Raw genomic sequence first — 18751 nt, 5'->3', positions numbered from 1 at the left:
GGACTAGCGAACGGATCGTGCTGATGGGGCCTGAATGCGTACGCCGACGTCGTCAGCCGCTGATCCGGGCCGGTGCCAAGTTATCAGTTTCGCGCGCAGACGGAAACGCTGAAGGCCCGGCGTTCCTGCTGCCCTGATGAGCGGTTTCTGCACAACAACAGCAGAAAGTGCCGTTTATTGGAAGTCGCTGCGTCATTTCGTGGCAGCCGTCACGGCCGGCCGATTACACCAGATCGCGCGCGGTGATCCAGAACACCTCGCCCTCGGACTCCTCGGTATCGAGCCACAGCAGCGGCAGGTCGGGATAGGCGGCCTCGATCTGCGGGCGGTCGCGGCCGACCTCGCACAGCAGCCCGCCCTCGGCCGTCAGGTGGTCGCGGGCCGCGCCGAGGATGCGATGGATGATGTCGAGCCCGTCGGCGCCGCCGTCGAACGCCAGCGCCGGCTCGGCGCGGCATTCGCTCGGCAGGCCGGCCATGCCTTCGGCATCGACATAGGGGGGATTGCTGATGATCAGGTCGTAGCGGCGCTGGCTCAGTGGCGCGAACAGGTCGCCGCGATGCAGCGAGATCTGCCCCGCGAGGTCGTAGTCGGCGACGTTCCGCGCGGCGACCGCGAGCGCATCCTTGGAGATGTCGACCGCATCGATCACGGCGTTGGGGAAGTGGCGGCTGGCGAGGATCGCGAGGCAGCCCGAGCCGGTGCAGAGGTCGAGCACGCTGTCGACGGCGAGCGGATCGTCGATCAGCGAGGTGCCGTCGCCCTCGGCGCCGCCGAAATGGGTCTCCAAGAGTTCGCCGATGAACGAGCGCGGCACGATGACGCGTTCGTCGACGTAGAACGGCAGGCCGCGCATGTAGACCTTGTTGACCAGATAGGCCGCCGGCTTGCGCGTGGTGATCCGGGCCGCGATCAGGTCGAGGATCGCCTTGCCTTCGGCCGCGGTGACCCGCGCCGTGACGAAGGTCTCGAACTGCTCGGGACGCAGATGCAGCGCCTCGCCGATCAGGAAGGCAGCCTCGGAGACCGGATCGGGGGTGCCGTGGGCGAACACCAGATCGGCGTCCTGGAAGCGGCTCACGGCATAGCGCAGATGGTCGAGCACGGTCAGCAACTCGCCCGCATTGACCTTCGGCAGCTTGGCAGCCGGCGCCTTGCGCGGCGCTGCCGTCTTGACCTTCTTTGCCATCACGATGTCCAGCGCGAAGCGGCGTCGTCGTCGTGGCTCTTGGCCTCGACCCAGCTGCCGCCGTCTTCCGTTTCCTCGCGCTTCCAGAACGGCGCGTTGGTCTTGAGATAGTCCATCAGGAATTCCGCGGCCTCGAACGCCGCCTGACGGTGGCTGGATGCGGTGACCACCAGCACGATGTTCTCGCCCGGCCTGATGCGGCCGAAGCGGTGGATCACCGTCAGGCCCTGCAGCGGCCAGCGCGCCATCGCCTCCTCGGCGTGGCGCATGATCTCCGCATCCGCCATGCCGGGATAGTGCTCGAGCGTCAGCGCGCTGATCGGGGTGTCATGGTCGTTGCCGCGGCACAGGCCGGAGAAGCTGACGACGGCACCGATGTCGGTGCGGCCATGGCTGAGTGCCGCGATTTCGGCGGCGGTGTCGAAATCCTGCTGCTGCACGCGGACGGTGACGATCGCGGTCATCGATGGGGCGTTCCGCTGGCTTCGCTTCAGCCGCCGGTCATCGGCGGGAAGAAGGCAATCTCGCGGGCGCCGGAGATGGCGGCGTCCGGCTGCACATGGGTCTGGTCGATGGCGGCGCGGATCACTTTCGGCTTCTCGAACGCATAGGCATAGCCCTCGCCGCGTTCGCTGAGCCATCCGATCAAGTCGCCCACCGTGCGCACCTCCGCAGGCGGCTCGATGGTCTCCTCGGCCTTGCCGATGCGCTCGCGCACCCAGGCGAAATACTTCACCTTCATCGCGAATCTTCCTCGATGAGGTGATGGATGCCGGCGCGGAAATAGTCGTAGCCGGTATAGATCGTGAACAGCGCCGACGCCCACAGCAGCACGATCCCGATCATGGTCACCACCGGCACGACCTGGTCACCGGCCTCGCCGGCGAGCAGGAAGCCGATCGCGATCAGCTGCATCGTGGTCTTCCACTTGGCGAGCTTGGTCACGGGCACGCTGACGCGCAGCGCCGCCAGATATTCGCGCAGGCCCGACACCAGGATCTCGCGGCACAGGATCACGATCGCGGCCCACAGGGTCCAGCCATGGATGCTGTTGTCGGCGGCCAGCATCAGCAGGCAGGACGCCACCAGCAGCTTGTCGGCGATCGGGTCGAGCATGCGGCCGAACGCCGATTGCTGGTTCCAGATGCGGGCGTAATAGCCGTCGAGATAGTCGGTGACGCCGGCGGCGATGAACACGGCGACCGCGACCCAGCGCAGCCACAGCGGGTAGTCCATGATCGACTGCGCGTAGATGCAGCCCACCACGACCGGTATCGCGGCGATCCGCGTATAGGTCAGGATGTTCGGCAGGGACGTCGATGTCTTACTGGGCACGCGTGTGGTCGCAATATTCATCCGGTGTACCAATACTGCCGCCGTTCGAACGTCAACCTCCGAGCCGAGCCGCTCCGCTGGGATGACGCAGATATGACGCGAATCGCTTGACGTCACATGGGAGATAGGAACTCTCCCACGCCGGACAAAGAGATCGATAACGCTTCCTTAAGCAACGGGAGGCAGTCGCGCCAGTCCTCAGATCGGCGCGCAGCGGTGCGCGCCGCCGAATCTGCTGCGGTGCAATGGCAGTGGCGCGACCGCCGCTCCTGCGTCAGATCGCCTCGGCTCTGTGAACCGCGCACCAATGCGCCTGGCGCTCCGCAAACGCGCGGTCGCGCAAGTAAGCCAGCGCCTCCTGATCGAAGGTCTCGATGATCTCGAGGCTGAACACGTCCGGGCCGTGGGTCGTCCATGCCGCCTGCAGCCCGCCGCGGCGGTGGCCGCCCTGGCGCAGAGTGAACCACAGCCGGTTCTGGATCTTGTCGAGGTCCGGCGCGCAGCCGATCCAGCGTTCGCCCGTGGCGGCGCAGGTGACGGCGAAGATACCGGCCGGCGTCTTGCGTTCCTTGTAGGCGGCGACGGCGGCCTTGCGTTGAGCAGGGGTCATGGCGGGACTCCATTTTTCACCCGGGTAAATACCCTATATTTGTATCCGGGTAAATTACTTTCGCACGCCGCCGGCCAGCTTGTCGGTCCGTGACCGTCCGACTTTCACATGGTGAGCACGATGCGGCGGGTGGCATCGTCCCTGGCCCAATGGCGTTCGATCGCGCTCAGCGGGGTCGGATCGACTGCGATCTCGAGTCGGGCAGGGATGGCCGCCTGCAACAGCTCACCGGTGAGCGCGATCAGGCGTTCGAGCGGGATGCTGCCGATGCCGCTGCCCATCAATTCGATCGCCGATGCGCGCAGCACCGCGCTCGGCAGCGTGATGTCGCCGCCGCTGACGGAGCCGATCTGGACGAATCGGATCGGCCCCGCCTCCGCGCCGGCCTTGGCTGCTGCCATCAGCAGCCGTTCGGCGCTGGCGCCCCAGAGATAGTCGAGCACGACGTCGACACCCCCTGCGAAATGCGGCTTGAAACGTTCCTCCAGCGCCTCGCCATCGCCGACCAGGGGAATGACGGCGTCGGCGCCGAGCGCGGTCAGGGATTGCAGCGTCGCGGCGTTGCGCCCGGTCGCGATCACCTTGGCCGCGCCGAGATGCTTGGCGATCTGGACCGCGAGCCGACCGGACGTTCCGGTGGCGCCATTCACCAGTACGGTGTCGCCGGCGCGGAGGTGTGCGCGCTCGCGCAGCGCCGCCCAGGACGACAGGCCGGGATTGGCAATGGCGGCCGCGGTGACATCATCGAGATCGTCGGGCAGGGCGAGGCATCGCGCCTTCGGCACCACCGTCTGTTCGGCCATGCCGCCATGGGGGGCCCTGGGAAGCACGAAGTAGACCCGGCTGCGGTCCTCGCAGCGGCCGACCCCATCGATCCCAGGCACGAAGGGAAACGCGCCGGTCGAGCTGTAATGCGTGCCGGAGGCGCGCGCCCTGGTGATCTGGCTGATCGCGGCGGCGGTCACGGTGATCAGACGCTCGCCGGGAGCCGCGATCGGATCGGCGAAATCGGCGTAGACCGGCGGCTGCCCGGCCTTCTGGACAATGGCGGCTTTCATGGTGGAGCTCCGGATCATATGTGTATAATGCACATATATCCGGAGGGTGCCGATGTCGACAAGGAATAATGTGCAAAATACACATATAAGTGAGCAGCTCCGCGTCCTGCACGGGGCGCTGCTCGACATCGTCGCCGTGATGAACCGGCCGCAGCGCGACGAGGGGCTGATCAGGGAAGCCGGCATTGCGCTCGACCGCGCGCTGTTCCCGCTGCTGGTCGGGATCGAGCGCTTCGGCCCGATCGGCGTGGTGGAAATGGCGGACCGGGTCGGCCGCGACTACACCACCGTCAGCCGGCAGGTCGCCAAGCTCGAGAGTCTCGGGCTGGTGGCGCGCCAGTCCAGCGCCGCGGACCGGCGGGTGCGCGAGGCCGTGATCACGCCGAAGGGCAAGGCGATGACCGACCTCGTCGACGCCGCGCGCGAGCGGATCGGCCGAGCCATCTTCGAAAGCTGGGACATCAGCGATGTGGATGAGCTGGTGCGGCTGATGCGGAAGTTCGCCGATGCCGTGAAGGAGGAGCCGCCGGCTGGGAAATGAAGCTGCGACGGCGTCATTGGCGTTGCCGTGGCGCCTCCCGGTGCAGAACGATTGCGGCTTGCTGCGCATGTGAAATATTTTTCTGACATATGTTCTCATCGATTGACGCTAGCGTCCTCTACCCGTAAGAAAACTCTGACAGGTGGAGTGCGGGCGTGCCGAACGCGGGCGATCAACTGCTGGACAGGCTGGCGGCACTGGCCAACCCGCATCGGCTGCGGGTGCTGGCGGCGCTTCAGCGCAACGGGCGGACCTATGTCAGCCAGCTCGCGCGGGAGCTCGGGATCAGCCGGCCCTTGCTGCACCTCCATCTCCGCAAGCTCGAAGAGGCGGGACTCGTCACCAGCCGGCTGGAGCTCTCCGCCGATGGCAAAGCGCTGAACTACTTCGAGATCGCTCCATTCGACATCGCGCTCACGCCGTCCTCGATCGCCGAGGCGGCTCAGACGCTGACCATCATTCGACCCTCCATGAAACCGGAAGGAGACCCTCATGGCTGACAAGGCCGCCATCTTCCTGCTGGTGACGATCCTCGTGCTCGTCACCATCATCCTGGTCTTTGCGATGAAGTATTTCGCGGCCGCTCGTCAGGCCGGATTGCAGGTCGCGACCGCGGAAAGCTATCGCGCCCTGACCGAGCGGGCCGTGCGGGCGCAGGAGACGAGTGCAGAGCTGCTCGCCGCGCTCAAGGGCAGTCTTGGGCAGATCGAGCTGCGGCTCGCCCAGGTCGAAAAGGTGCTGAAGGAGGTCGAATGATGACCCCTCACCATCGGGCGGAGGAATTGGCGGAGCTGAAGCGGATGCGCGCGATCTCGCTGATCGAAGGCAGTACGTTATTGCTGCTGGTGCTGGTGGCGGTGCCGCTGAAGCACTTTGCCGGCTTGGCCATCGCGACCCGGATCATCGGTCCGATCCATGGACTCGCTTTCCTGGCCTACATCTGGATGCTGATGCAGCTCTCCACCAATGGCGGCTGGCGGCGGGCGGAGATCATCCGGATGACGGTGGCAGCGCTCGTGCCGTTCGGTGGCTTCGTCAATGCCCGCGTCCTGGCACGACGCGAGATGCAGCTGGCCGCGCCATGATCTATCTCTGGCTGAAGGCGCTGCATGTCGCCGCCGTGCTGTGCTGGAGCGGCGGGATGCTGGCCTCAGCGGTGACCATCGCTGCGCATGCGGCGAGGGCAGACGCAGCCAGCGGCACGGCACTGATCGAGACCGTCGGCCGCTGGGACCGGCGGGTCACCATGCCGGCGATGCTGATCGTGTGGGGCGCAGGCCTTGCGCTCGCGATGCAAGGTGAATGGTTCGGCTCGCTTTGGCTGACGGTCAAGCTCGCTGTCGTGGTCGGGCTGTCCGCGCTGCACGGCGTGCTGGCGGGAACGCTGCGGCGGCTTGGCCAGCCGGACGCCGTGGTGCCGCGCTGGTTCTCTCATCTGCCGCCGCTGATCGCAGGTGGCGTTACGGCGATCGCCGTTCTCGTCGTCGTCAAGCCGTTCTGAGCGGCCGGCTTGGACGGAGGGCGTTCCGTCAGCTGGCGTTGCTGTGGAAGTACTCGAAGATCTTGCGCGCGCTCTCCGCGCTGACGCCGGGGACCTTGCCGAGGTCGGCGATCGAGGCGCGCTCGATTTCCTTCAGCGTGCCGAAATGCATCAGCAGCGCGCGCTTGCGGGACGGGCCGATGCCGGGGATCTCCTGCAGGCCGGCCTCGCGGATGTCCTTCTTGCGCAGCTTGCGGTGCGAGCCGATGACGAAGCGATGCGCCTCGTCGCGCAGCCGCTGGATGAAATACAGCACGGGGTCGCGCGGCTCGAGCTTGATCGCCTCGCGCTCCGGGATGAACAGCGTCTCGCGACCGGCGTCGCGATCCGGGCCCTTGGCGACCGACATCAGCGCGACCTTGTCGACGCCGAGCTCGGTGAAAATCTCGCGCACGGCGTTGAGCTGGCCGCGGCCGCCGTCGATGATGACGAGGTCGGGCCATTGCGGCACGTCGTCCTCCTTGGCGGCGCGGGCGACGTCCTTCTCGGACGGCGCGACCAGCCGCTTGAAGCGGCGCTGCAAGACCTCCTTCATCATCGCGTAGTCGTCGCCGGGCGTCAGCCCCTCCGACTTGATGTTGAACTTGCGGTACTGGTTCTTCATGAAGCCGTCGGGCCCTGCGACGATCATGGCGCCGACCGCGTTGGTGCCCTGGATGTGGCTGTTGTCGTAGACCTCGATGCGCTTCGGGATCTGCGGCAGGCCGAGCGTCGCGGTCATCGCCTCCAGGAGGCGGCTCTGCGTCGCGGTGTCCGCCAGCTTACGGCCCAGCGCCTCGCGCGCATTGGTGAGCGCATGCGTGACGAGATCCTTCTTCTCGCCGCGCTTGGGCGTGGAGACCTCGACCTTGTGGCCGGCCTTGACGCATAGCGCTTCCGCAAGCAGCTCGGCCTCCTCGATCTCGTGCGACAGCAGGATCAGCTTCGGCGGCGGCTTGTCGTCGTAGAACTGCGTGATGAAGGCGGACAGCACCTCCTCCGGCAAATAGCTCTTCTCCGCGCGCGGAAAATAGGCGCGGTTGCCCCAGTTCTGGCCGGTGCGGAAGAAGAACACCTCGACGCAGGAATAGCCGCCCTCCTGGTGGATCGCGAACACGTCGGCCTCCTCCACCGTGCGCGGGTTGATGCCCTGCTGCGACGAGATCGCCGAGAGCGCGGCGAGGCGGTCGCGGTAGACGGCGGCGGTCTCGAATTCGAGCTCGCCGGAGGCCTTCTCCATCTCGGTCGCCAGCAGCGCCTTCACCGCCTGGCTGCGCCCGGACAGGAAGTCGGTCGCCTCGCGCACCAGCTCGGTATAGCCGGGGAAGTCGATCTCCTGGGTACACGGCCCTGCGCAGCGGCGGATCTGGTGCAGGAGGCAGGGGCGGGTGCGGCTCTCGAAGAAGGAATCGGTGCAGGAGCGGATCAGGAAGGCGCGCTGCAGCGCCGTGATGGTGCGGTTGACCGCGCCGGCCGAGGCGAACGGACCGAAATAGCGGCCCGGCCTGGACTGCGCGCCGCGATGCTTGAGGATCTGCGGCGCCCAGTGGTCGCCGGTGATCAGAATGTAGGGAAACGACTTGTCGTCGCGCAGCTGCACGTTGAAGCGCGGCTTGAGCTGCTTGATGAGGTTCGCCTCCAGCAGCAGCGCCTCGGTCTCCGTGGTCGTCGAGACGATCTCGACGGTCACGGTGGCCGCGATCATGCGCAGGATGCGCGCCGGCAGCGGCGCGTTGGCGCGCGCATAGGACGACAGGCGCTTTTTGACGTTCTTGGCCTTGCCGACATAGAGCACGTCGTGGGCCGCATTGAGCATGCGGTAGACGCCGGGCGAGGTCGGCGCCAGCCGCACGGCGTTCTCGATGGCGGCATGGCCGATCGCGAGCGGGCCTTCGCCGACCGCCTCCAGGCTCTCTTCGGTCAGCTCCGGCAGCCGCCCGTCATCGTCCTCGTCGGCGGAGGACGCGGCGGGATCGAGATCGGGCGTGTCGATGGCCTCGGGCGGCAGGTCTGCCGTGGCGCCACGCCGGGTCGCGGGCGCGTTGGGTGGATCGGGGCTTTGGGTGGTCATGTCTGCAAATTAAGCGCTGGCGGCCGCTCCCGCCAGCGTGCGGTGGCGCCATGCACAGGGCCGCGCGGTAACGCTTCGTTAAGCACATTAATCGGCGGGTAACCCGGCTTAACAAGTGCTTAACCTAAAACTCTCGATAAATGCTCACGAAAACAGCAGGAGTTCCGTAACCACGACAGCCGGCGCGCGACGGTCGCGCGGCGCATGCTCCGGGTGGTGACGGCGAGTTGCGTGGAGTGAGCGATGAACAGGTTCTTGGTCGGTGCCGCCGCTATGGCGGGCCTTGGCGCGATGGGTCTTGGCGCAGCGGCTCTCGGATCGGTGTCGGCGCAGGCCGCTGATTTCGGCTACGGGCGCGGCGCGCCCTATACGGTGAATCAGCCCCTCAACGCCTATAGCTGGGCCGGCCCCTATCTCGGCGGTACGCTGGGCTATGAATGGGGCACGGTCGGCAACAACGCGACCAAGCCGTCCGGCCTCACCGGCGGCCTGACCGCCGGCTACAACTGGCAGAACGGTCCCTGGGTGTTCGGAGCCGAGGGCGACTTCAACCTCACCGGCGCCAACGACACCTTCGCGCCGTGGAAGTTCTCGAACCCGTGGTTCGGCACCCTGCGTGGCCGCGCCGGCTACGCCTTCAACAACATCCTGTTCTACGGCACCGGTGGTCTCGCGCTCGGCAGCCTGCGCGCCGAGACCTTCGGCCTATCGGAATCGCACACGGCCGTCGGCTGGACGCTCGGGGTCGGCACGGAATTCGGCCTGGCGCAGAACTGGTCGGCCAAGATCGAATATCTCTATGTCGATCTCGACAGCAATCATTTCGTGATCACGGGGGCGAAGAACGACTATCGGTTTGGATTGGTGCGCGCAGGCATCAACTTCCATTTCTGATAGCAACACGGGATAGGAAGAAGAAACGTCGAACGACAGCTTCCCGGCCGCGCGCGGCCGGGATTTTTTTGTCTCGCCCGCGTGTGGCGCAGAGGCGCGCACCATCGCGCGCGCCGCGAGCCGAATGCTCTGCGCGGGAGCCGGCTGCGCTGCCGGCGGCTGTCAGACCAAACGAGTGAAATGGCGTCGAAGCGCCCGCTGCGACGGTCCGCGCACAAGGCGCGGCCGCTGCCGAGCGGGCGCTGTCTACGACGACAGGACCAGGTTCACGGCCTTCGGGCCCTTGCCCTTCTTGTCCGGTTCGACCTCGAAGCTGATACGCTGTCCTTCGGTCAGATCCTTCAAGCCCGCGCGCTCGACCGCTGTGATGTGCACGAACACGTCGCGTCCACCATCGTCCGGCTTGATGAAGCCGTAGCCGCGCTCACCATTGAAGAACTTGACTGTCCCAGTCATGGCCATCGGGAAACTCCTCCCCCGCAATGCTTCCTCCACTGCGCGCTTTGCGCAGCGTCCGACCGGACATCACTTTGATCGGAAAGCGTTGGCCACCTTAACGTCCCGCGCTGTGCGCGCCGGATCGCCGGATCTTGTTAGGCCTTCATCACCCCGCCGCAACCATTCGCGGAAGCGGAACGTAAAGCCAGTCTTACAATTCGTCAGTCTAATATGCTTCTGCGCCGATTGCCTACGGATTTTCGACGCGTACCGCATTCAAGCTTTGGGGAATTCCAGCCGGAAACGTGCAGCGCCGCCTTGCCCGAGCGGCTTCTGCAACTCGGACAGAATGAGCTTGAGCTCATCAGGCAGGGTCCAGGGCGGATTGACGACGAGCAGGCCGGTGGAGGTAAGGGCCTCACCTTGGCTTTGTGGCGCGACGCTGAACTCCACGCGTAGCACCTTGCCCGACGGCTTTGCAGAATCGGCGCGGCTTGCGACGTGGTGTGCCAGATCATCGGTCGCACGGCGGCTTTTTGCGGGATACCACAGCATATAGATACCGGTCGGCCATTTGCTGAACGCGCTCGTGAAGCGATTGGCGAGACGCTCGAACTCATCCTTGGCCTCGAAGGCGGGATCAATCAGTACGAGGCCGCGGCGCTCGTTCGGCGGTACGAAGGCGGGCAGGGCGACCCAGCCGTCGAGATCGACGACGCGGGCCTGGGTGTCGCGGCGCAGCGCATCGATCAGTTGCTTGCGTGGCAGCGGTGCCAGCTCGCATAGGGTCATGCGGTCCTGCGGCCGCAGCAAGGCGCGGGCGATCAGCGGCGAGCCTGGATAGGCGACGAGTTCGGCCTTCGGATTGAACGATCTGACGATGTCGAGATAGGGCGACAAGAGTGCATAGGCCTGCTCGGAGAAGCGCGCCTGCAGCACGCGCGCGATGCCGGTGAGGAATTCGCCGCTGCGCGTGGCCTCGTCGCCGGTGAGATCATACAGGCCGGCGCCGGCATGGGTGTCGATCACCCGGAACGCCGCCGGCTTGTCCTGAAGATGGAGCAGGATGCGGGTCAGCACGATGTGCTTGATGACGTCGGCAAAGCCGCCGGCGTGAAAGGCGTGTCGGTAGTTCATGCCGCACCGGTTACGCCGTTCCGCGGCAAAAGGGTACCCCGTCGTTCGCCTGTGCGCGGCTTATCCGCCCGCCGCCGCGACCGATCGGCTGCTTTGGCCGGCCTCTCTACCCGCCGCGGACCGGCGGCATGTTGATCTCGTCGCGCCGGCAGGCCTGACGGTCGACCTCGTCGCAGTTGCGGAATTCCAGATCCTTCGACAGGCAGACCCGCACTTCGCTCAGGCGCGTGCGGTTGCATGTGACCGCAATGCCCGACGTCGTGAGCTTGGGATTGGCCTTGATGAAGGCCTCCTCGACCGCGGCCGGCGATACCGTCTTGGCCTGCGCGAGATCCAGAAACTCCGGCGGAATCTTGATCGCGGCGCGCGCCTTGCGGATGGCTTCGAAATAGGCCTTCGCCGACAGTCCGGAACAGGTGCCGTGCTTGTCCCATTCGTTGTAGATCAGGCCCGGTGCCGGCATCAGGTCGAGCATCGAGGTCATGATGTTGCGCGGCAGGCGCGGCGAAGGCTGCTCGCAATATTCGGGATAGCCGGTCTCGTATTGCGGCCACAGCCCATGCACGACGAAGGAGTAGGGCCGGCCGCTGCATTGCTGCGAGCGGCTGCCGCGGCCGCGTTCCTCGGCCTCGGCACAGAACGACGGCGACCAGGACAAAGACAGCACGTAGAAATCGAACGCGCCCGGCGCATTCTGGCGGCGGTCCTGCGCGCCCGCAGGTGCCGTCGTGAGCGCACAGAGCAGCAGAGCCAGACAGGCAATCGTCCCGGACAACGCAACGGCAGGTCGGCGCAGGCAAACGGACATGGCAAACTCCCCGGAGGATGGCGGGAGCCTAACAGTCCTCGGGAACATTTCAAGAACAAAAAAGGCCGCCTCCGCAGGCAGCCTCGTTCCCCCTTCGAAAATGGAAGCGCAGAGCCTCAGGGCTTGGCGGCGCGGCAGGCCGGATTGAACGCCCAGTTGCGGTCGAGGCCGACGACGCAGAACTCGACGCCCTGGTCATAGCCGGCGAAGCCGCCGTCCTCGATGATCGAGAAATTGACCGTGCGCGCCTTGCCGTCGCTGATCATCACGCTGCCGGTGCAGAAGCGGCGCGGAATGTTGTCGGACTGCCAGGGCCGGAAGGCGATCTCATGAACGTTGGCGACACCGGTGATCGTCAGCGACGAATTCCAGAAGGTGCTCTCCTTGTCCTGGAACCGCGACACGATGGTCGGAATCGCCGACTCGCACGGAGCGACCCGGCCTTCATATTTCGGGCCGGACAGCCAGAAATTCATTTCGAGCGGGTTGGCGGCGTGGGCCGGCGCGGTTGCGACCATGGCGGCGAGCAGTGCGCCGCAGCCCGCACCAAGCGTCTTGGCGCCGAACGTCTTGAAGGGGGTGCTGAAGTCGCGCATGGGTCGTCCGCAAGGCTGATCCGGGAGCGTGGACCGTGCCGCGGCGACCACAGGAGGTCAAGTGCAACGCGGCAACACTCCACGATTAGTCCTGTTAACCCGGGGTCGGTGTTCTTTTCTTGACGGGACAGGACCTTTAGGATGACAGCCAGCTCAAGGAGAATGCGATGCGGACGCTGAAGGCCGGATTCGTGAAGACTGCAGGCCTCGTGGCCGTTGGGACGCTGCTGGCCGCCGCGTCCGCCCGTGCCGACGTGGTGCCGCCTTTCAAGGGCAACGACACCGGCGGTATCATCGCGTACCAGCTGGCCCAGAGAACGGATGCGCGCCAGCTCGCGGTCGATCATTGCGCCTCCTATGGCAAGGTCGCGAAGTTCCGCGCCGTCGATCCCCATTACGGCGGCTACGTCTCGTTCGCCTGCCGCTGGGTGCCTTATGGCTCGGCGGAGCGGCCGCTGCGGACGCTGTACTGAACCCAATCGAGGCCGCACTACACTAACGCCATGATTCGGCGTCATCGGTCCGCCGATCGACATCAAGCCGGAACACAATCATGACACGTCACCGCCTCGTCGCCGGAATTCTTTGTTGTGGCTTTCTGGGCGGGGCGGCGGGCGCCGCCTTTGCAATCGACCTGCCTGTGCGCAAGGCCGGCCTGTGGGAGCTCAAGATGATCCGGTCCGGCGGCCAGCTGCCGGAGATGACGATGCAGCATTGCACCGACGAGACCACCGACCGGGACATGAACAACATGGCCTCGCCGATGGCCCAGCAGGCCTGCTCCAAGCAGGACATCCAGAAGACAGCGACCGGCTATGTCAGCGATTCGGTCTGCAGTTTCGGCGGCATGAGCACGACCTCGCATGCCGAGATCACCGGCGATTTCAACTCGGCCTATACGGTGAAGACGTCGTCGAAGATCCAGGGCGGCGCCGCCGGTTCCGGCACCAAGGACACCGCAATGACCATCGAGGCCAAATGGCTCGGCGCCTGCAAGGCCGACCAGAAGCCCGGCGACATCGTGATGCCCGGCGGCATGAAGATGAACATCAAGGACATGAACAAGCTGAAGAACCTGATCCCGGGCGTGAAGCAGTAGCTTTGCCGCGCAGGCAGTGAACTCCCCTCCCCCTTGCGGGGAGGGGTTGGGGGCGGGGGTCTCCGGACGCGGAGCGTCGTGGGGAGCCCGTTCTGTATTGGCTATCTCTCACCGACGGCAGGCATGCGACGCGCCGGCGGCTGCCCTTTTCTCATTGAAAGCCGGACTCGTGGACCCCCACCCCCGCCCCCTCCCCGCTGCCGACAATCGCTTGCGCGATTGCGGCGTGGGGGAGGGGAGCGCACTGCCCGCGCTGTGACATGCCGAATACGACTGCCGTGCGCCTGCGTCGCTACACCGGAATCCGCACGCTCGCGCGCAGGCCGCCCATCGGGCTGTCGCCCAGCGTGATGTCGCCGCCATGCGAGCGGGCGATGTCGCGGGCGATGGCGAGGCCGAGGCCGGTGCCGCCCTCGTCCTGGTTGCGGGCATCGTCGAGGCGCAGGAACGGCTTGAACACCTCCTCGCGCATGGCGGCCGGAATGCCCGGGCCGTCATCGTCGACGGTGATGGTGAGATAGCGATGATCGCGATGGCCGGTGATGGCGATCGCATCGGCATGGCGCGCGGCATTGGAGACGAGGTTGCCGAGGCAGCGCTTCAAGGCCTGCGGCTTCACCGTGACCACCGGCAGGCCGTGGAACGACACGGTCGCGGAATGGCCGTTGCGCTCGGCGTCGCCGCGCAGCTCTTCGAGCGCGTTGGAGATGTCGGTCGGCTGCGCGATCTCGCCATTGTCGCCGCGCGCGAACGCCAGATAGTCCTCCAGCATGTGCGACATCTCGTCGACGTCCTTGCGCATGGCGTCGATCTCGGGGCTGTCGCCGAGCAGCGCCAGTTCGAGCTTGAAGCGCGTCAGGATGGTGCGAAGGTCGTGGCTGACGCCGGCGAGCATAGCCGTGCGCTGCTCGAGCGTGCGCTCGATACGCGCCTTCATCTCCAGGAAGGCGTGCGCCGCGCGCCGCACCTCGCGCGCGCCGCGCGGCCGGAAGTTCGGCACCTCGCGGCCCTTGCCGAAGCTCTCGGCGGCGTCGGCGAGCCGCAGGATCGGCTTGATCTGGTTGCGCAGGAACAGCACTGAGACGATCAGCAGGATCGAGGAGGTGCCGACCATCCAGAACAGGAAGATGTCGGTGTTTGACGCATAGGCGGCGCCGCGCTGCGCGAAGATGCGCATCACCGCGTCATCCAACGCGATGCGGATCTCCACCAGATTGGAGCGGCCGACGGTGTCGATCCAGAACGGCCGGCTGATCTGGCGGCCGATCTGGCTCGACAGCGACTGGTCGAGCAGGTTGAAGAACGGCTTCGGACCCGGTGGCGGCATGTCGCCGGCGGGCAGGAAGTCGACCACGAGGTTGAGCCGCTGCTGCGCGATCCGCCGCAGCATGGTGCGGTCCTTGTCCTGCGGATAGCCCTTGTAGATGTCGATCAGCGCCGCGACGTCCTGCACCACGGCGGCCGACAGGCGCCGCGTCACCGTGTTCCAGTGCCGCTCCATGAACACGCCGGCGACCACCGTCTGCAGGATCACCATCGGCACGATCATGATCAGCAGCGCACGTGCGTAGAGGCCGGTCGGCATCCAGCCCTTGAACGCGTTGCCGACGATGCTGTTGGCGCGCGACACGCGGCGCGAGGCGGTGCGGATCAGGGTGAGGCCGGTGTCGAGCGTGGTCATGTCAGACAGAGCATCGTTGTTGTTGCACGACCGCCCACGGCAGGGTCGGTGCACCCTCTCCCCTTGTGGGGCCCCTTGTGGGAGAGGGTGGTTTCGAACGAAGTTCGAAACCGGGTGAGGGGTCTGCCTCCGCGATCTCGTCTGCCGACACAGATCCCTCACCCGGCTCGCATTTCGCTCCGCTCATGCGATCCACCCTCTCCCACAAGGGGAGAGGGTGCACCGAGTGTGCCGAAGGGCTATCGCATTTGACGTTCGCAGTCTTGCGCTCGTCTTTTTCCACGTCGTCATGGCCGGGCTTGTCCCGGCCATCCACGTCGTTCGGCATGCTGGGGACCGCGTGGATGCCCGGGACAAGCCCGGGCATGACGGAGTAACAAATGGGCAGGATCGTTCGCGCGTACGGCTGCGCATCTCCATATGCGATAACCGTGGACCGTGCCGGGAGAGCTCCATACGCCTCAGCCTTCGAGAGAGGCGGACTCGCATGATCGCTGCGGGAGAAAACGGCGCGCGTCATGTCGGAGCAGGTTTTCATTTTCAACCTGAAACCATCAGCCGGTAGCCGATGCCGCGCACGGCCTGCAGGAACAGCGGATTGGCCGGGTCGCTCTCGATCTTGCGGCGGAGGCGGTTGATCTGGACGTCGACGGCGCGCTCGTTGACGGTGCCGTTGCCGGTCAGTGCGCCGCGCGGCACGGTCTCGCCGCGGGCATTGGCGAGGATGCGCAGCATCTCGCGCTCGCGGTCGGTGAGGTGGACGATCTCCTCGCCCTGTTTCAATTCGCCACGCGCCAGATGGTAGACGAACGGGCCGAACGCGATCTGCTCGATGACCTCCTCCGCCGGCGGCGGCGCCGCGCGCTTGAGGATGTTGCCGATGCGCAGCGCGAGTTCTCTGGGTTCGAACGGCTTGGCGACGTAGTCGTCGGCGCCGAGCTGCAGGCCCTCGATGCGGCTGTCCGGCTCGGACCGCGCCGTCAGCATCACAATCGGCACCGAGGACTGCGTGCGGATGAAACGCGCCAGATCGAAGCCGCTTTCGCCGGGCATCATGACGTCGAGGATCAGCAGATCGAAGTGCAGGCCCGTCAGCTTGGCGCGGGCATCGCTCGCGCTTGCCGCCGTGGTGACGCGATAGCCTTCGCTGCGCAGGAAGCGCGACAGGAGATCACGGATGCGGCGGTCGTCGTCGACGAGCAGGAGATGCGGCGCGTCGTCGGCCGGCGTCTGCGGATGATGCGGGGCGATGGCGGCGATCGGCACGGTCACTCCTTCGGGGTGGCGACGGGTGTCCGGAAAATGGCTTCCAGCACCTTGTCCGGATCGTCGCGATCGATCATCGCGCGCAGGAATTGCCGGACCTTCTCGGCGCCAACGGGGCCGACCTGCTCCAGCGCACGGTCGATGCGCCTGGTCTGCAGCCCGGCCAGCTTGGCCACCAGCGCCTCGCCCTTCGGCGTGGCGAAAAGAAGGCGCTGCCGGCGATCGTTGTTGCCGGTCTTCTGCACGATGTAGCCCTCGTCCAGCAGCTGCTTGAGCACGCGCCCGAGCGACTGCTTGGTGATGCGCAAGACGTCGAGCAGATCGGCGACCTTCAGGCCCGGATAGCGTGTGACGAAATGCATCACGCGGTGATGGGCGCGGCCGAAGCCGAACGCCTCCAGCTCGTGGTCGGCATCGCCGACGAAGTCGCGATAGGCGAAGAACAGCAGCTCGATGATGTCCCAGCGCAGCGGCTGCCCGTCGGCAGCCGTGGCCGGCTCAGCCGCCCGCAGCTCGGGGCTCAACGTCGGAGACGAGAAATTTATGTCAGCCATATTGACGTTTCTGCGGTTCAATGTTACAAAACAATTGCCCGCTACGAAATTTTAGATCGTTTCATCGGCGGGCAATGGTCTGGAGGCGTGTCCGAACGGGCCGATGGCAACCCGAACGGGCAACTTGGGCCACGCAGCGAACAACCGTGTGATGTCGAGCGGCATTTCGGCAAACCATACTGGACTTCCACCGGGCGCAAAAGCATGTCCTGTGGTGGCACGCTTGCCCGGCGACCGGCGGAATGGCCGGTTGCAGGTCTCAAATTTTCAAAGGCCGACTGCCCGATGGGGCGGGTCGGCGCCAGAACTCGCGCATGGCGATCAAGCGGGGGAGCCAAGGACATGACTTTGACATTCGACATCAAGCCGACGACGAACCCCACCTCCGATCAGGAGCGCGCAGCCAAGCTCGCCAATCCGGGCTTCGGCCGGGTGTTCACCGATCACATGGCCGTGGTCCAGTACAGCCAGGACAAGGGCTGGCACAGCGCACGCGTCGAATCCCGCGCCAACTTCCCGCTCGATCCCGCGGCCGCCGTGCTGCACTACGCGCAGGAGATCTTCGAGGGGCTGAAGGCCTATAAGCGCGACGATGGCGGCGTGAACCTGTTCCGCCCCGTTGCCAATGCCCAACGCTTCTGGAACTCGGCCGAGCGCATGGCGATGGCGCAATTGCCGCCGGAGGTCTTCATCGAGGCGGTCGAGCAACTCGTCCGCATCGACCGCGCCTGGATCCCGGGCGGCGAGGGCAGTCTCTATCTGCGCCCGTTCATGATCGCCAACGAGGTGTTCCTCGGCGTGAAGCCGTCGGCGGAATACATCTTCGCGGTGATCGCCTCGCCGGTCGGCTCCTATTTCAAGGGCGGCCCGGCCCCGGTCTCGATCTGGGTCTCGGAGAATTACACGCGCGCTGCCGTGGGCGGCACCGGCGGGGTCAAATGCGGCGGCAATTATGCCGCGAGCTTGAAGGCGCAGGCCGAGGCCATGGCGCAGGGCTGCGACCAGGTGGTGTTCCTGGATGCGATCGAGCGCCGCTATGTCGAGGAGCTCGGCGGCATGAACGTGTTCTTCGTGTTCGCCGACGGCTCGCTGTCGACGCCGCCGCTCGGCACCATCCTGCCGGGCATTACGCGGGACTCCATCATCAAGCTGGCGCGCGATGCCGGCCGGGAGGTGCGCGAAGAGCCGTATTCGATCGACCAGTGGCGCGCCGATGCCGCGAGCGGCAAGCTGAAGGAGGCGTTCGCCTGCGGCACCGCCGCGGTGATCTCGCCGATCGGCAAGGTGCGCTCGGCGAGCGGCGACGTCGTCATCAATGGCGGCGAGGCTGGCCCGGTCGCCATGGGTCTGCGCAAGCAGCTGGTTGACATCCAGTACGGCCGGAGCCCGGATCTGCACCAGTGGATCAGGGATGTGAAGTAGGGCAGGGCTCGCGTCCGCTCGCAGGTTCTGGGCACAGCCGAGCCGCGATGACGGTGCGCTCCCCTCCCCCTTGCGGGCAGGGCTATCGCATATGGAGATGAGGAACTGTCCAGGCAGGCAATCTTGCCGATGAGTTACTCCGTCATGCCCGGGCTTGTCCCGGGCATCCACGTCGTTCTCAGCATGCCGGACGACGTGGATGGCCGGGACAAGCCCGGCCATGACGACGTGGAGATAGAAGAGCACAAACCCGCGATCGTCATATGCGATTGCCCTGCCCTTGCGGGGAGGGGTCGGGGGTGGGGGTCCACACGGGCAGTCTTTTGCTGGGACCCCCACCCCCGACCCCTGCCCGCAAGGGGGAGGGGGGCGCATCGCATGCGGGGCGAGTGCTCGGCTCAAATTGACAAGGCAAAGCCAGGTCACTGCGCCCCGCGCCCGATCCTGCTTCCGGTTGCCGCACCCTTCCTCGGCTGCTACCACCCTTTCAACGCATCCATCCCGTAGGGTGGGCAAAGGGCCGCGAAGCGGGC

General features: G+C 66.0%; 23 protein-coding genes. 9 read left to right on the top strand and 14 right to left on the bottom strand.

The window, feature by feature from the left end; translation table 11 throughout:
• Nucleotides 1-223: 223 nt before the first annotated feature.
• The 6 genes from prmB to ACQR1B_RS18565 all read right to left on the bottom strand — a co-directional run bounded on the left by prmB (nucleotide 224) and on the right by ACQR1B_RS18565 (nucleotide 4192).
• Nucleotides 224-1189, bottom strand: a complete 966-nt coding sequence (gene prmB / locus ACQR1B_RS18590) for a 50S ribosomal protein L3 N(5)-glutamine methyltransferase (RefSeq protein ID WP_434836126.1) — start codon at nucleotides 1187-1189, stop codon at nucleotides 224-226.
• Entirely contained in the window at nucleotides 1189-1653 is a 465-nt protein-coding gene (locus tag ACQR1B_RS18585) for a molybdenum cofactor biosynthesis protein MoaE (protein ID WP_434836127.1), read from the bottom strand. The genes prmB and ACQR1B_RS18585 overlap by 1 nt, the downstream gene beginning before the upstream one ends.
• Before the next feature lie 26 nt (nucleotides 1654-1679).
• Nucleotides 1680-1931, bottom strand: coding sequence for a molybdopterin converting factor subunit 1 (gene moaD, locus ACQR1B_RS18580; RefSeq protein ID WP_434836128.1), 252 nt, complete (start codon nucleotides 1929-1931; stop codon nucleotides 1680-1682).
• Nucleotides 1928-2545: a CDP-diacylglycerol--glycerol-3-phosphate 3-phosphatidyltransferase gene (gene pgsA, locus ACQR1B_RS18575; RefSeq protein WP_434836129.1), complete on the bottom strand. Its 618-nt coding sequence runs from the start codon at nucleotides 2543-2545 to the stop codon at nucleotides 1928-1930. The genes moaD and pgsA overlap by 4 nt, the downstream gene beginning before the upstream one ends.
• Nucleotides 2546-2798: 253 nt before the next feature.
• Nucleotides 2799-3134: a GIY-YIG nuclease family protein gene (locus ACQR1B_RS18570; protein ID WP_434836130.1), complete on the bottom strand. Its 336-nt coding sequence runs from the start codon at nucleotides 3132-3134 to the stop codon at nucleotides 2799-2801.
• Between the two features lie 104 nt (nucleotides 3135-3238).
• Nucleotides 3239-4192 (bottom strand): quinone oxidoreductase family protein, encoded by a 954-nt coding sequence (locus tag ACQR1B_RS18565; RefSeq protein ID WP_434836131.1) that lies wholly within the window; start codon nucleotides 4190-4192, stop codon nucleotides 3239-3241.
• A 52-nt stretch (nucleotides 4193-4244) separates the two neighbouring features.
• Here ACQR1B_RS18565 and ACQR1B_RS18560 point away from each other — a divergent pair, with 52 nt between their 5' ends.
• The 5 genes from ACQR1B_RS18560 to ACQR1B_RS18540 all read left to right on the top strand — a co-directional run bounded on the left by ACQR1B_RS18560 (nucleotide 4245) and on the right by ACQR1B_RS18540 (nucleotide 6234).
• Complete coding sequence (locus ACQR1B_RS18560; RefSeq protein ID WP_434836132.1) at nucleotides 4245-4733, top strand: MarR family winged helix-turn-helix transcriptional regulator; 489 nt, start codon at nucleotides 4245-4247, stop codon at nucleotides 4731-4733.
• A gap of 155 nt (nucleotides 4734-4888) precedes the next feature.
• Nucleotides 4889-5233, top strand: coding sequence for an ArsR/SmtB family transcription factor (locus ACQR1B_RS18555; protein ID WP_434836133.1), 345 nt, complete (start codon nucleotides 4889-4891; stop codon nucleotides 5231-5233).
• Nucleotides 5226-5489 carry a hypothetical protein gene (locus tag ACQR1B_RS18550; protein WP_231319573.1) on the top strand — a complete coding sequence of 88 codons (264 nt, stop codon included), beginning with the start codon at nucleotides 5226-5228 and terminating at the stop codon, nucleotides 5487-5489. Before ACQR1B_RS18555 ends, ACQR1B_RS18550 begins: the two co-directional genes overlap by 8 nt.
• A 44-nt stretch (nucleotides 5490-5533) precedes the next feature.
• Nucleotides 5534-5818 (top strand): DUF3817 domain-containing protein, encoded by a 285-nt coding sequence (locus tag ACQR1B_RS18545; protein WP_434836134.1) that lies wholly within the window; start codon nucleotides 5534-5536, stop codon nucleotides 5816-5818.
• On the top strand, nucleotides 5815-6234 hold the full coding sequence (locus ACQR1B_RS18540) for a CopD family protein (RefSeq protein WP_434836135.1): 420 nt from the start codon (nucleotides 5815-5817) through the stop codon (nucleotides 6232-6234). Before ACQR1B_RS18545 ends, ACQR1B_RS18540 begins: the two co-directional genes overlap by 4 nt.
• 28 nt (nucleotides 6235-6262) lie before the next feature.
• On the opposite strand, the gene uvrC is transcribed toward ACQR1B_RS18540, so the two are convergent.
• Nucleotides 6263-8323, bottom strand: coding sequence for an excinuclease ABC subunit UvrC (uvrC, locus tag ACQR1B_RS18535; protein ID WP_434836136.1), 2061 nt, complete (start codon nucleotides 8321-8323; stop codon nucleotides 6263-6265).
• Nucleotides 8324-8566: 243 nt separating this feature from the next.
• Between uvrC and ACQR1B_RS18530 the strand changes: the two genes are divergently transcribed.
• Nucleotides 8567-9217 (top strand): outer membrane protein, encoded by a 651-nt coding sequence (locus ACQR1B_RS18530; protein ID WP_434836137.1) that lies wholly within the window; start codon nucleotides 8567-8569, stop codon nucleotides 9215-9217.
• Nucleotides 9218-9463: 246 nt separating this feature from the next.
• Here ACQR1B_RS18530 and ACQR1B_RS18525 read toward each other — a convergent pair whose 3' ends face one another.
• The 4 genes from ACQR1B_RS18525 to ACQR1B_RS18510 form a co-directional block, all read right to left on the bottom strand.
• Nucleotides 9464-9679: a cold-shock protein gene (locus tag ACQR1B_RS18525; protein ID WP_006612991.1), complete on the bottom strand. Its 216-nt coding sequence runs from the start codon at nucleotides 9677-9679 to the stop codon at nucleotides 9464-9466.
• Between the two features lie 252 nt (nucleotides 9680-9931).
• Nucleotides 9932-10792, bottom strand: a complete 861-nt coding sequence (locus tag ACQR1B_RS18520; RefSeq protein WP_434836138.1) for a 23S rRNA (adenine(2030)-N(6))-methyltransferase RlmJ — start codon at nucleotides 10790-10792, stop codon at nucleotides 9932-9934.
• 106 nt (nucleotides 10793-10898) lie between these two features.
• Nucleotides 10899-11600, bottom strand: a complete 702-nt coding sequence (locus ACQR1B_RS18515) for a ribonuclease T2 family protein (protein WP_434836139.1) — start codon at nucleotides 11598-11600, stop codon at nucleotides 10899-10901.
• 116 nt (nucleotides 11601-11716) lie between these two features.
• Nucleotides 11717-12196 carry a hypothetical protein gene (locus tag ACQR1B_RS18510; protein ID WP_434836140.1) on the bottom strand — a complete coding sequence of 160 codons (480 nt, stop codon included), beginning with the start codon at nucleotides 12194-12196 and terminating at the stop codon, nucleotides 11717-11719.
• Nucleotides 12197-12363: 167 nt separating this feature from the next.
• On the opposite strand from ACQR1B_RS18510, the gene ACQR1B_RS18505 reads away from it, so the two are divergent.
• Nucleotides 12364-12669: a hypothetical protein gene (locus ACQR1B_RS18505; RefSeq protein ID WP_434836141.1), complete on the top strand. Its 306-nt coding sequence runs from the start codon at nucleotides 12364-12366 to the stop codon at nucleotides 12667-12669.
• An 80-nt stretch (nucleotides 12670-12749) separates the two neighbouring features.
• Nucleotides 12750-13295: a DUF3617 domain-containing protein gene (locus ACQR1B_RS18500; protein WP_434836142.1), complete on the top strand. Its 546-nt coding sequence runs from the start codon at nucleotides 12750-12752 to the stop codon at nucleotides 13293-13295.
• A gap of 292 nt (nucleotides 13296-13587) precedes the next feature.
• On the opposite strand, the gene ACQR1B_RS18495 is transcribed toward ACQR1B_RS18500, so the two are convergent.
• From ACQR1B_RS18495 to ACQR1B_RS18485, 3 genes are all read right to left on the bottom strand, one after another.
• Nucleotides 13588-14976 (bottom strand): ATP-binding protein, encoded by a 1389-nt coding sequence (locus ACQR1B_RS18495; protein WP_434836143.1) that lies wholly within the window; start codon nucleotides 14974-14976, stop codon nucleotides 13588-13590.
• Between the two features lie 540 nt (nucleotides 14977-15516).
• Entirely contained in the window at nucleotides 15517-16248 is a 732-nt protein-coding gene (locus ACQR1B_RS18490) for a response regulator (protein WP_434836144.1), read from the bottom strand.
• Nucleotides 16245-16796, bottom strand: coding sequence for a MarR family winged helix-turn-helix transcriptional regulator (locus ACQR1B_RS18485; RefSeq protein ID WP_434836145.1), 552 nt, complete (start codon nucleotides 16794-16796; stop codon nucleotides 16245-16247). Before ACQR1B_RS18485 ends, ACQR1B_RS18490 begins: the two co-directional genes overlap by 4 nt.
• Nucleotides 16797-17138: 342 nt before the next feature.
• Between ACQR1B_RS18485 and ACQR1B_RS18480 the strand changes: the two genes are divergently transcribed.
• On the top strand, nucleotides 17139-18218 hold the full coding sequence (locus ACQR1B_RS18480) for a branched-chain amino acid aminotransferase (protein WP_434836146.1): 1080 nt from the start codon (nucleotides 17139-17141) through the stop codon (nucleotides 18216-18218).
• Nucleotides 18219-18751 lie beyond the last annotated feature (533 nt).

Source organism: Bradyrhizobium oligotrophicum (assembly GCF_051168495.1).
GTDB classification, from domain to species: Bacteria; Pseudomonadota; Alphaproteobacteria; order Rhizobiales; family Xanthobacteraceae; genus Bradyrhizobium; species Bradyrhizobium oligotrophicum_A.
Note: the sequence above shows the minus strand (reverse complement) of the source record. Positions and strands in the feature narration are given on the sequence as shown.

What these genes read in the sequence shown, in the direction of transcription:
- prmB (WP_434836126.1), bottom strand. Translation starts at nt 1,189, where the DNA reads ATGGCAAAGAAGGTCAAGACGGCAGCGCCGCGCAAGGCGCCGGCTGCC.
- ACQR1B_RS18585 (WP_434836127.1), bottom strand. Translation starts at nt 1,653, where the DNA reads ATGACCGCGATCGTCACCGTCCGCGTGCAGCAGCAGGATTTCGACACC.
- moaD (WP_434836128.1), bottom strand. Translation starts at nt 1,931, where the DNA reads ATGAAGGTGAAGTATTTCGCCTGGGTGCGCGAGCGCATCGGCAAGGCC.
- pgsA (WP_434836129.1), bottom strand. Translation starts at nt 2,545, where the DNA reads ATGAATATTGCGACCACACGCGTGCCCAGTAAGACATCGACGTCCCTG.
- ACQR1B_RS18570 (WP_434836130.1), bottom strand. Translation starts at nt 3,134, where the DNA reads ATGACCCCTGCTCAACGCAAGGCCGCCGTCGCCGCCTACAAGGAACGC.
- ACQR1B_RS18565 (WP_434836131.1), bottom strand. Translation starts at nt 4,192, where the DNA reads ATGAAAGCCGCCATTGTCCAGAAGGCCGGGCAGCCGCCGGTCTACGCC.
- ACQR1B_RS18560 (WP_434836132.1), top strand. Translation starts at nt 4,245, where the DNA reads ATGTCGACAAGGAATAATGTGCAAAATACACATATAAGTGAGCAGCTC.
- ACQR1B_RS18550 (WP_231319573.1), top strand. Translation starts at nt 5,226, where the DNA reads ATGGCTGACAAGGCCGCCATCTTCCTGCTGGTGACGATCCTCGTGCTC.
- ACQR1B_RS18545 (WP_434836134.1), top strand. Translation starts at nt 5,534, where the DNA reads ATGCGCGCGATCTCGCTGATCGAAGGCAGTACGTTATTGCTGCTGGTG.
- ACQR1B_RS18540 (WP_434836135.1), top strand. Translation starts at nt 5,815, where the DNA reads ATGATCTATCTCTGGCTGAAGGCGCTGCATGTCGCCGCCGTGCTGTGC.
- uvrC (WP_434836136.1), bottom strand. Translation starts at nt 8,323, where the DNA reads ATGACCACCCAAAGCCCCGATCCACCCAACGCGCCCGCGACCCGGCGT.
- ACQR1B_RS18530 (WP_434836137.1), top strand. Translation starts at nt 8,567, where the DNA reads ATGAACAGGTTCTTGGTCGGTGCCGCCGCTATGGCGGGCCTTGGCGCG.
- ACQR1B_RS18525 (WP_006612991.1), bottom strand. Translation starts at nt 9,679, where the DNA reads ATGGCCATGACTGGGACAGTCAAGTTCTTCAATGGTGAGCGCGGCTAC.
- ACQR1B_RS18520 (WP_434836138.1), bottom strand. Translation starts at nt 10,792, where the DNA reads ATGAACTACCGACACGCCTTTCACGCCGGCGGCTTTGCCGACGTCATC.
- ACQR1B_RS18515 (WP_434836139.1), bottom strand. Translation starts at nt 11,600, where the DNA reads ATGTCCGTTTGCCTGCGCCGACCTGCCGTTGCGTTGTCCGGGACGATT.
- ACQR1B_RS18510 (WP_434836140.1), bottom strand. Translation starts at nt 12,196, where the DNA reads ATGCGCGACTTCAGCACCCCCTTCAAGACGTTCGGCGCCAAGACGCTT.
- ACQR1B_RS18505 (WP_434836141.1), top strand. Translation starts at nt 12,364, where the DNA reads ATGCGGACGCTGAAGGCCGGATTCGTGAAGACTGCAGGCCTCGTGGCC.
- ACQR1B_RS18500 (WP_434836142.1), top strand. Translation starts at nt 12,750, where the DNA reads ATGACACGTCACCGCCTCGTCGCCGGAATTCTTTGTTGTGGCTTTCTG.
- ACQR1B_RS18495 (WP_434836143.1), bottom strand. Translation starts at nt 14,976, where the DNA reads ATGACCACGCTCGACACCGGCCTCACCCTGATCCGCACCGCCTCGCGC.
- ACQR1B_RS18485 (WP_434836145.1), bottom strand. Translation starts at nt 16,796, where the DNA reads ATGGCTGACATAAATTTCTCGTCTCCGACGTTGAGCCCCGAGCTGCGG.
- ACQR1B_RS18480 (WP_434836146.1), top strand. Translation starts at nt 17,139, where the DNA reads ATGACTTTGACATTCGACATCAAGCCGACGACGAACCCCACCTCCGAT.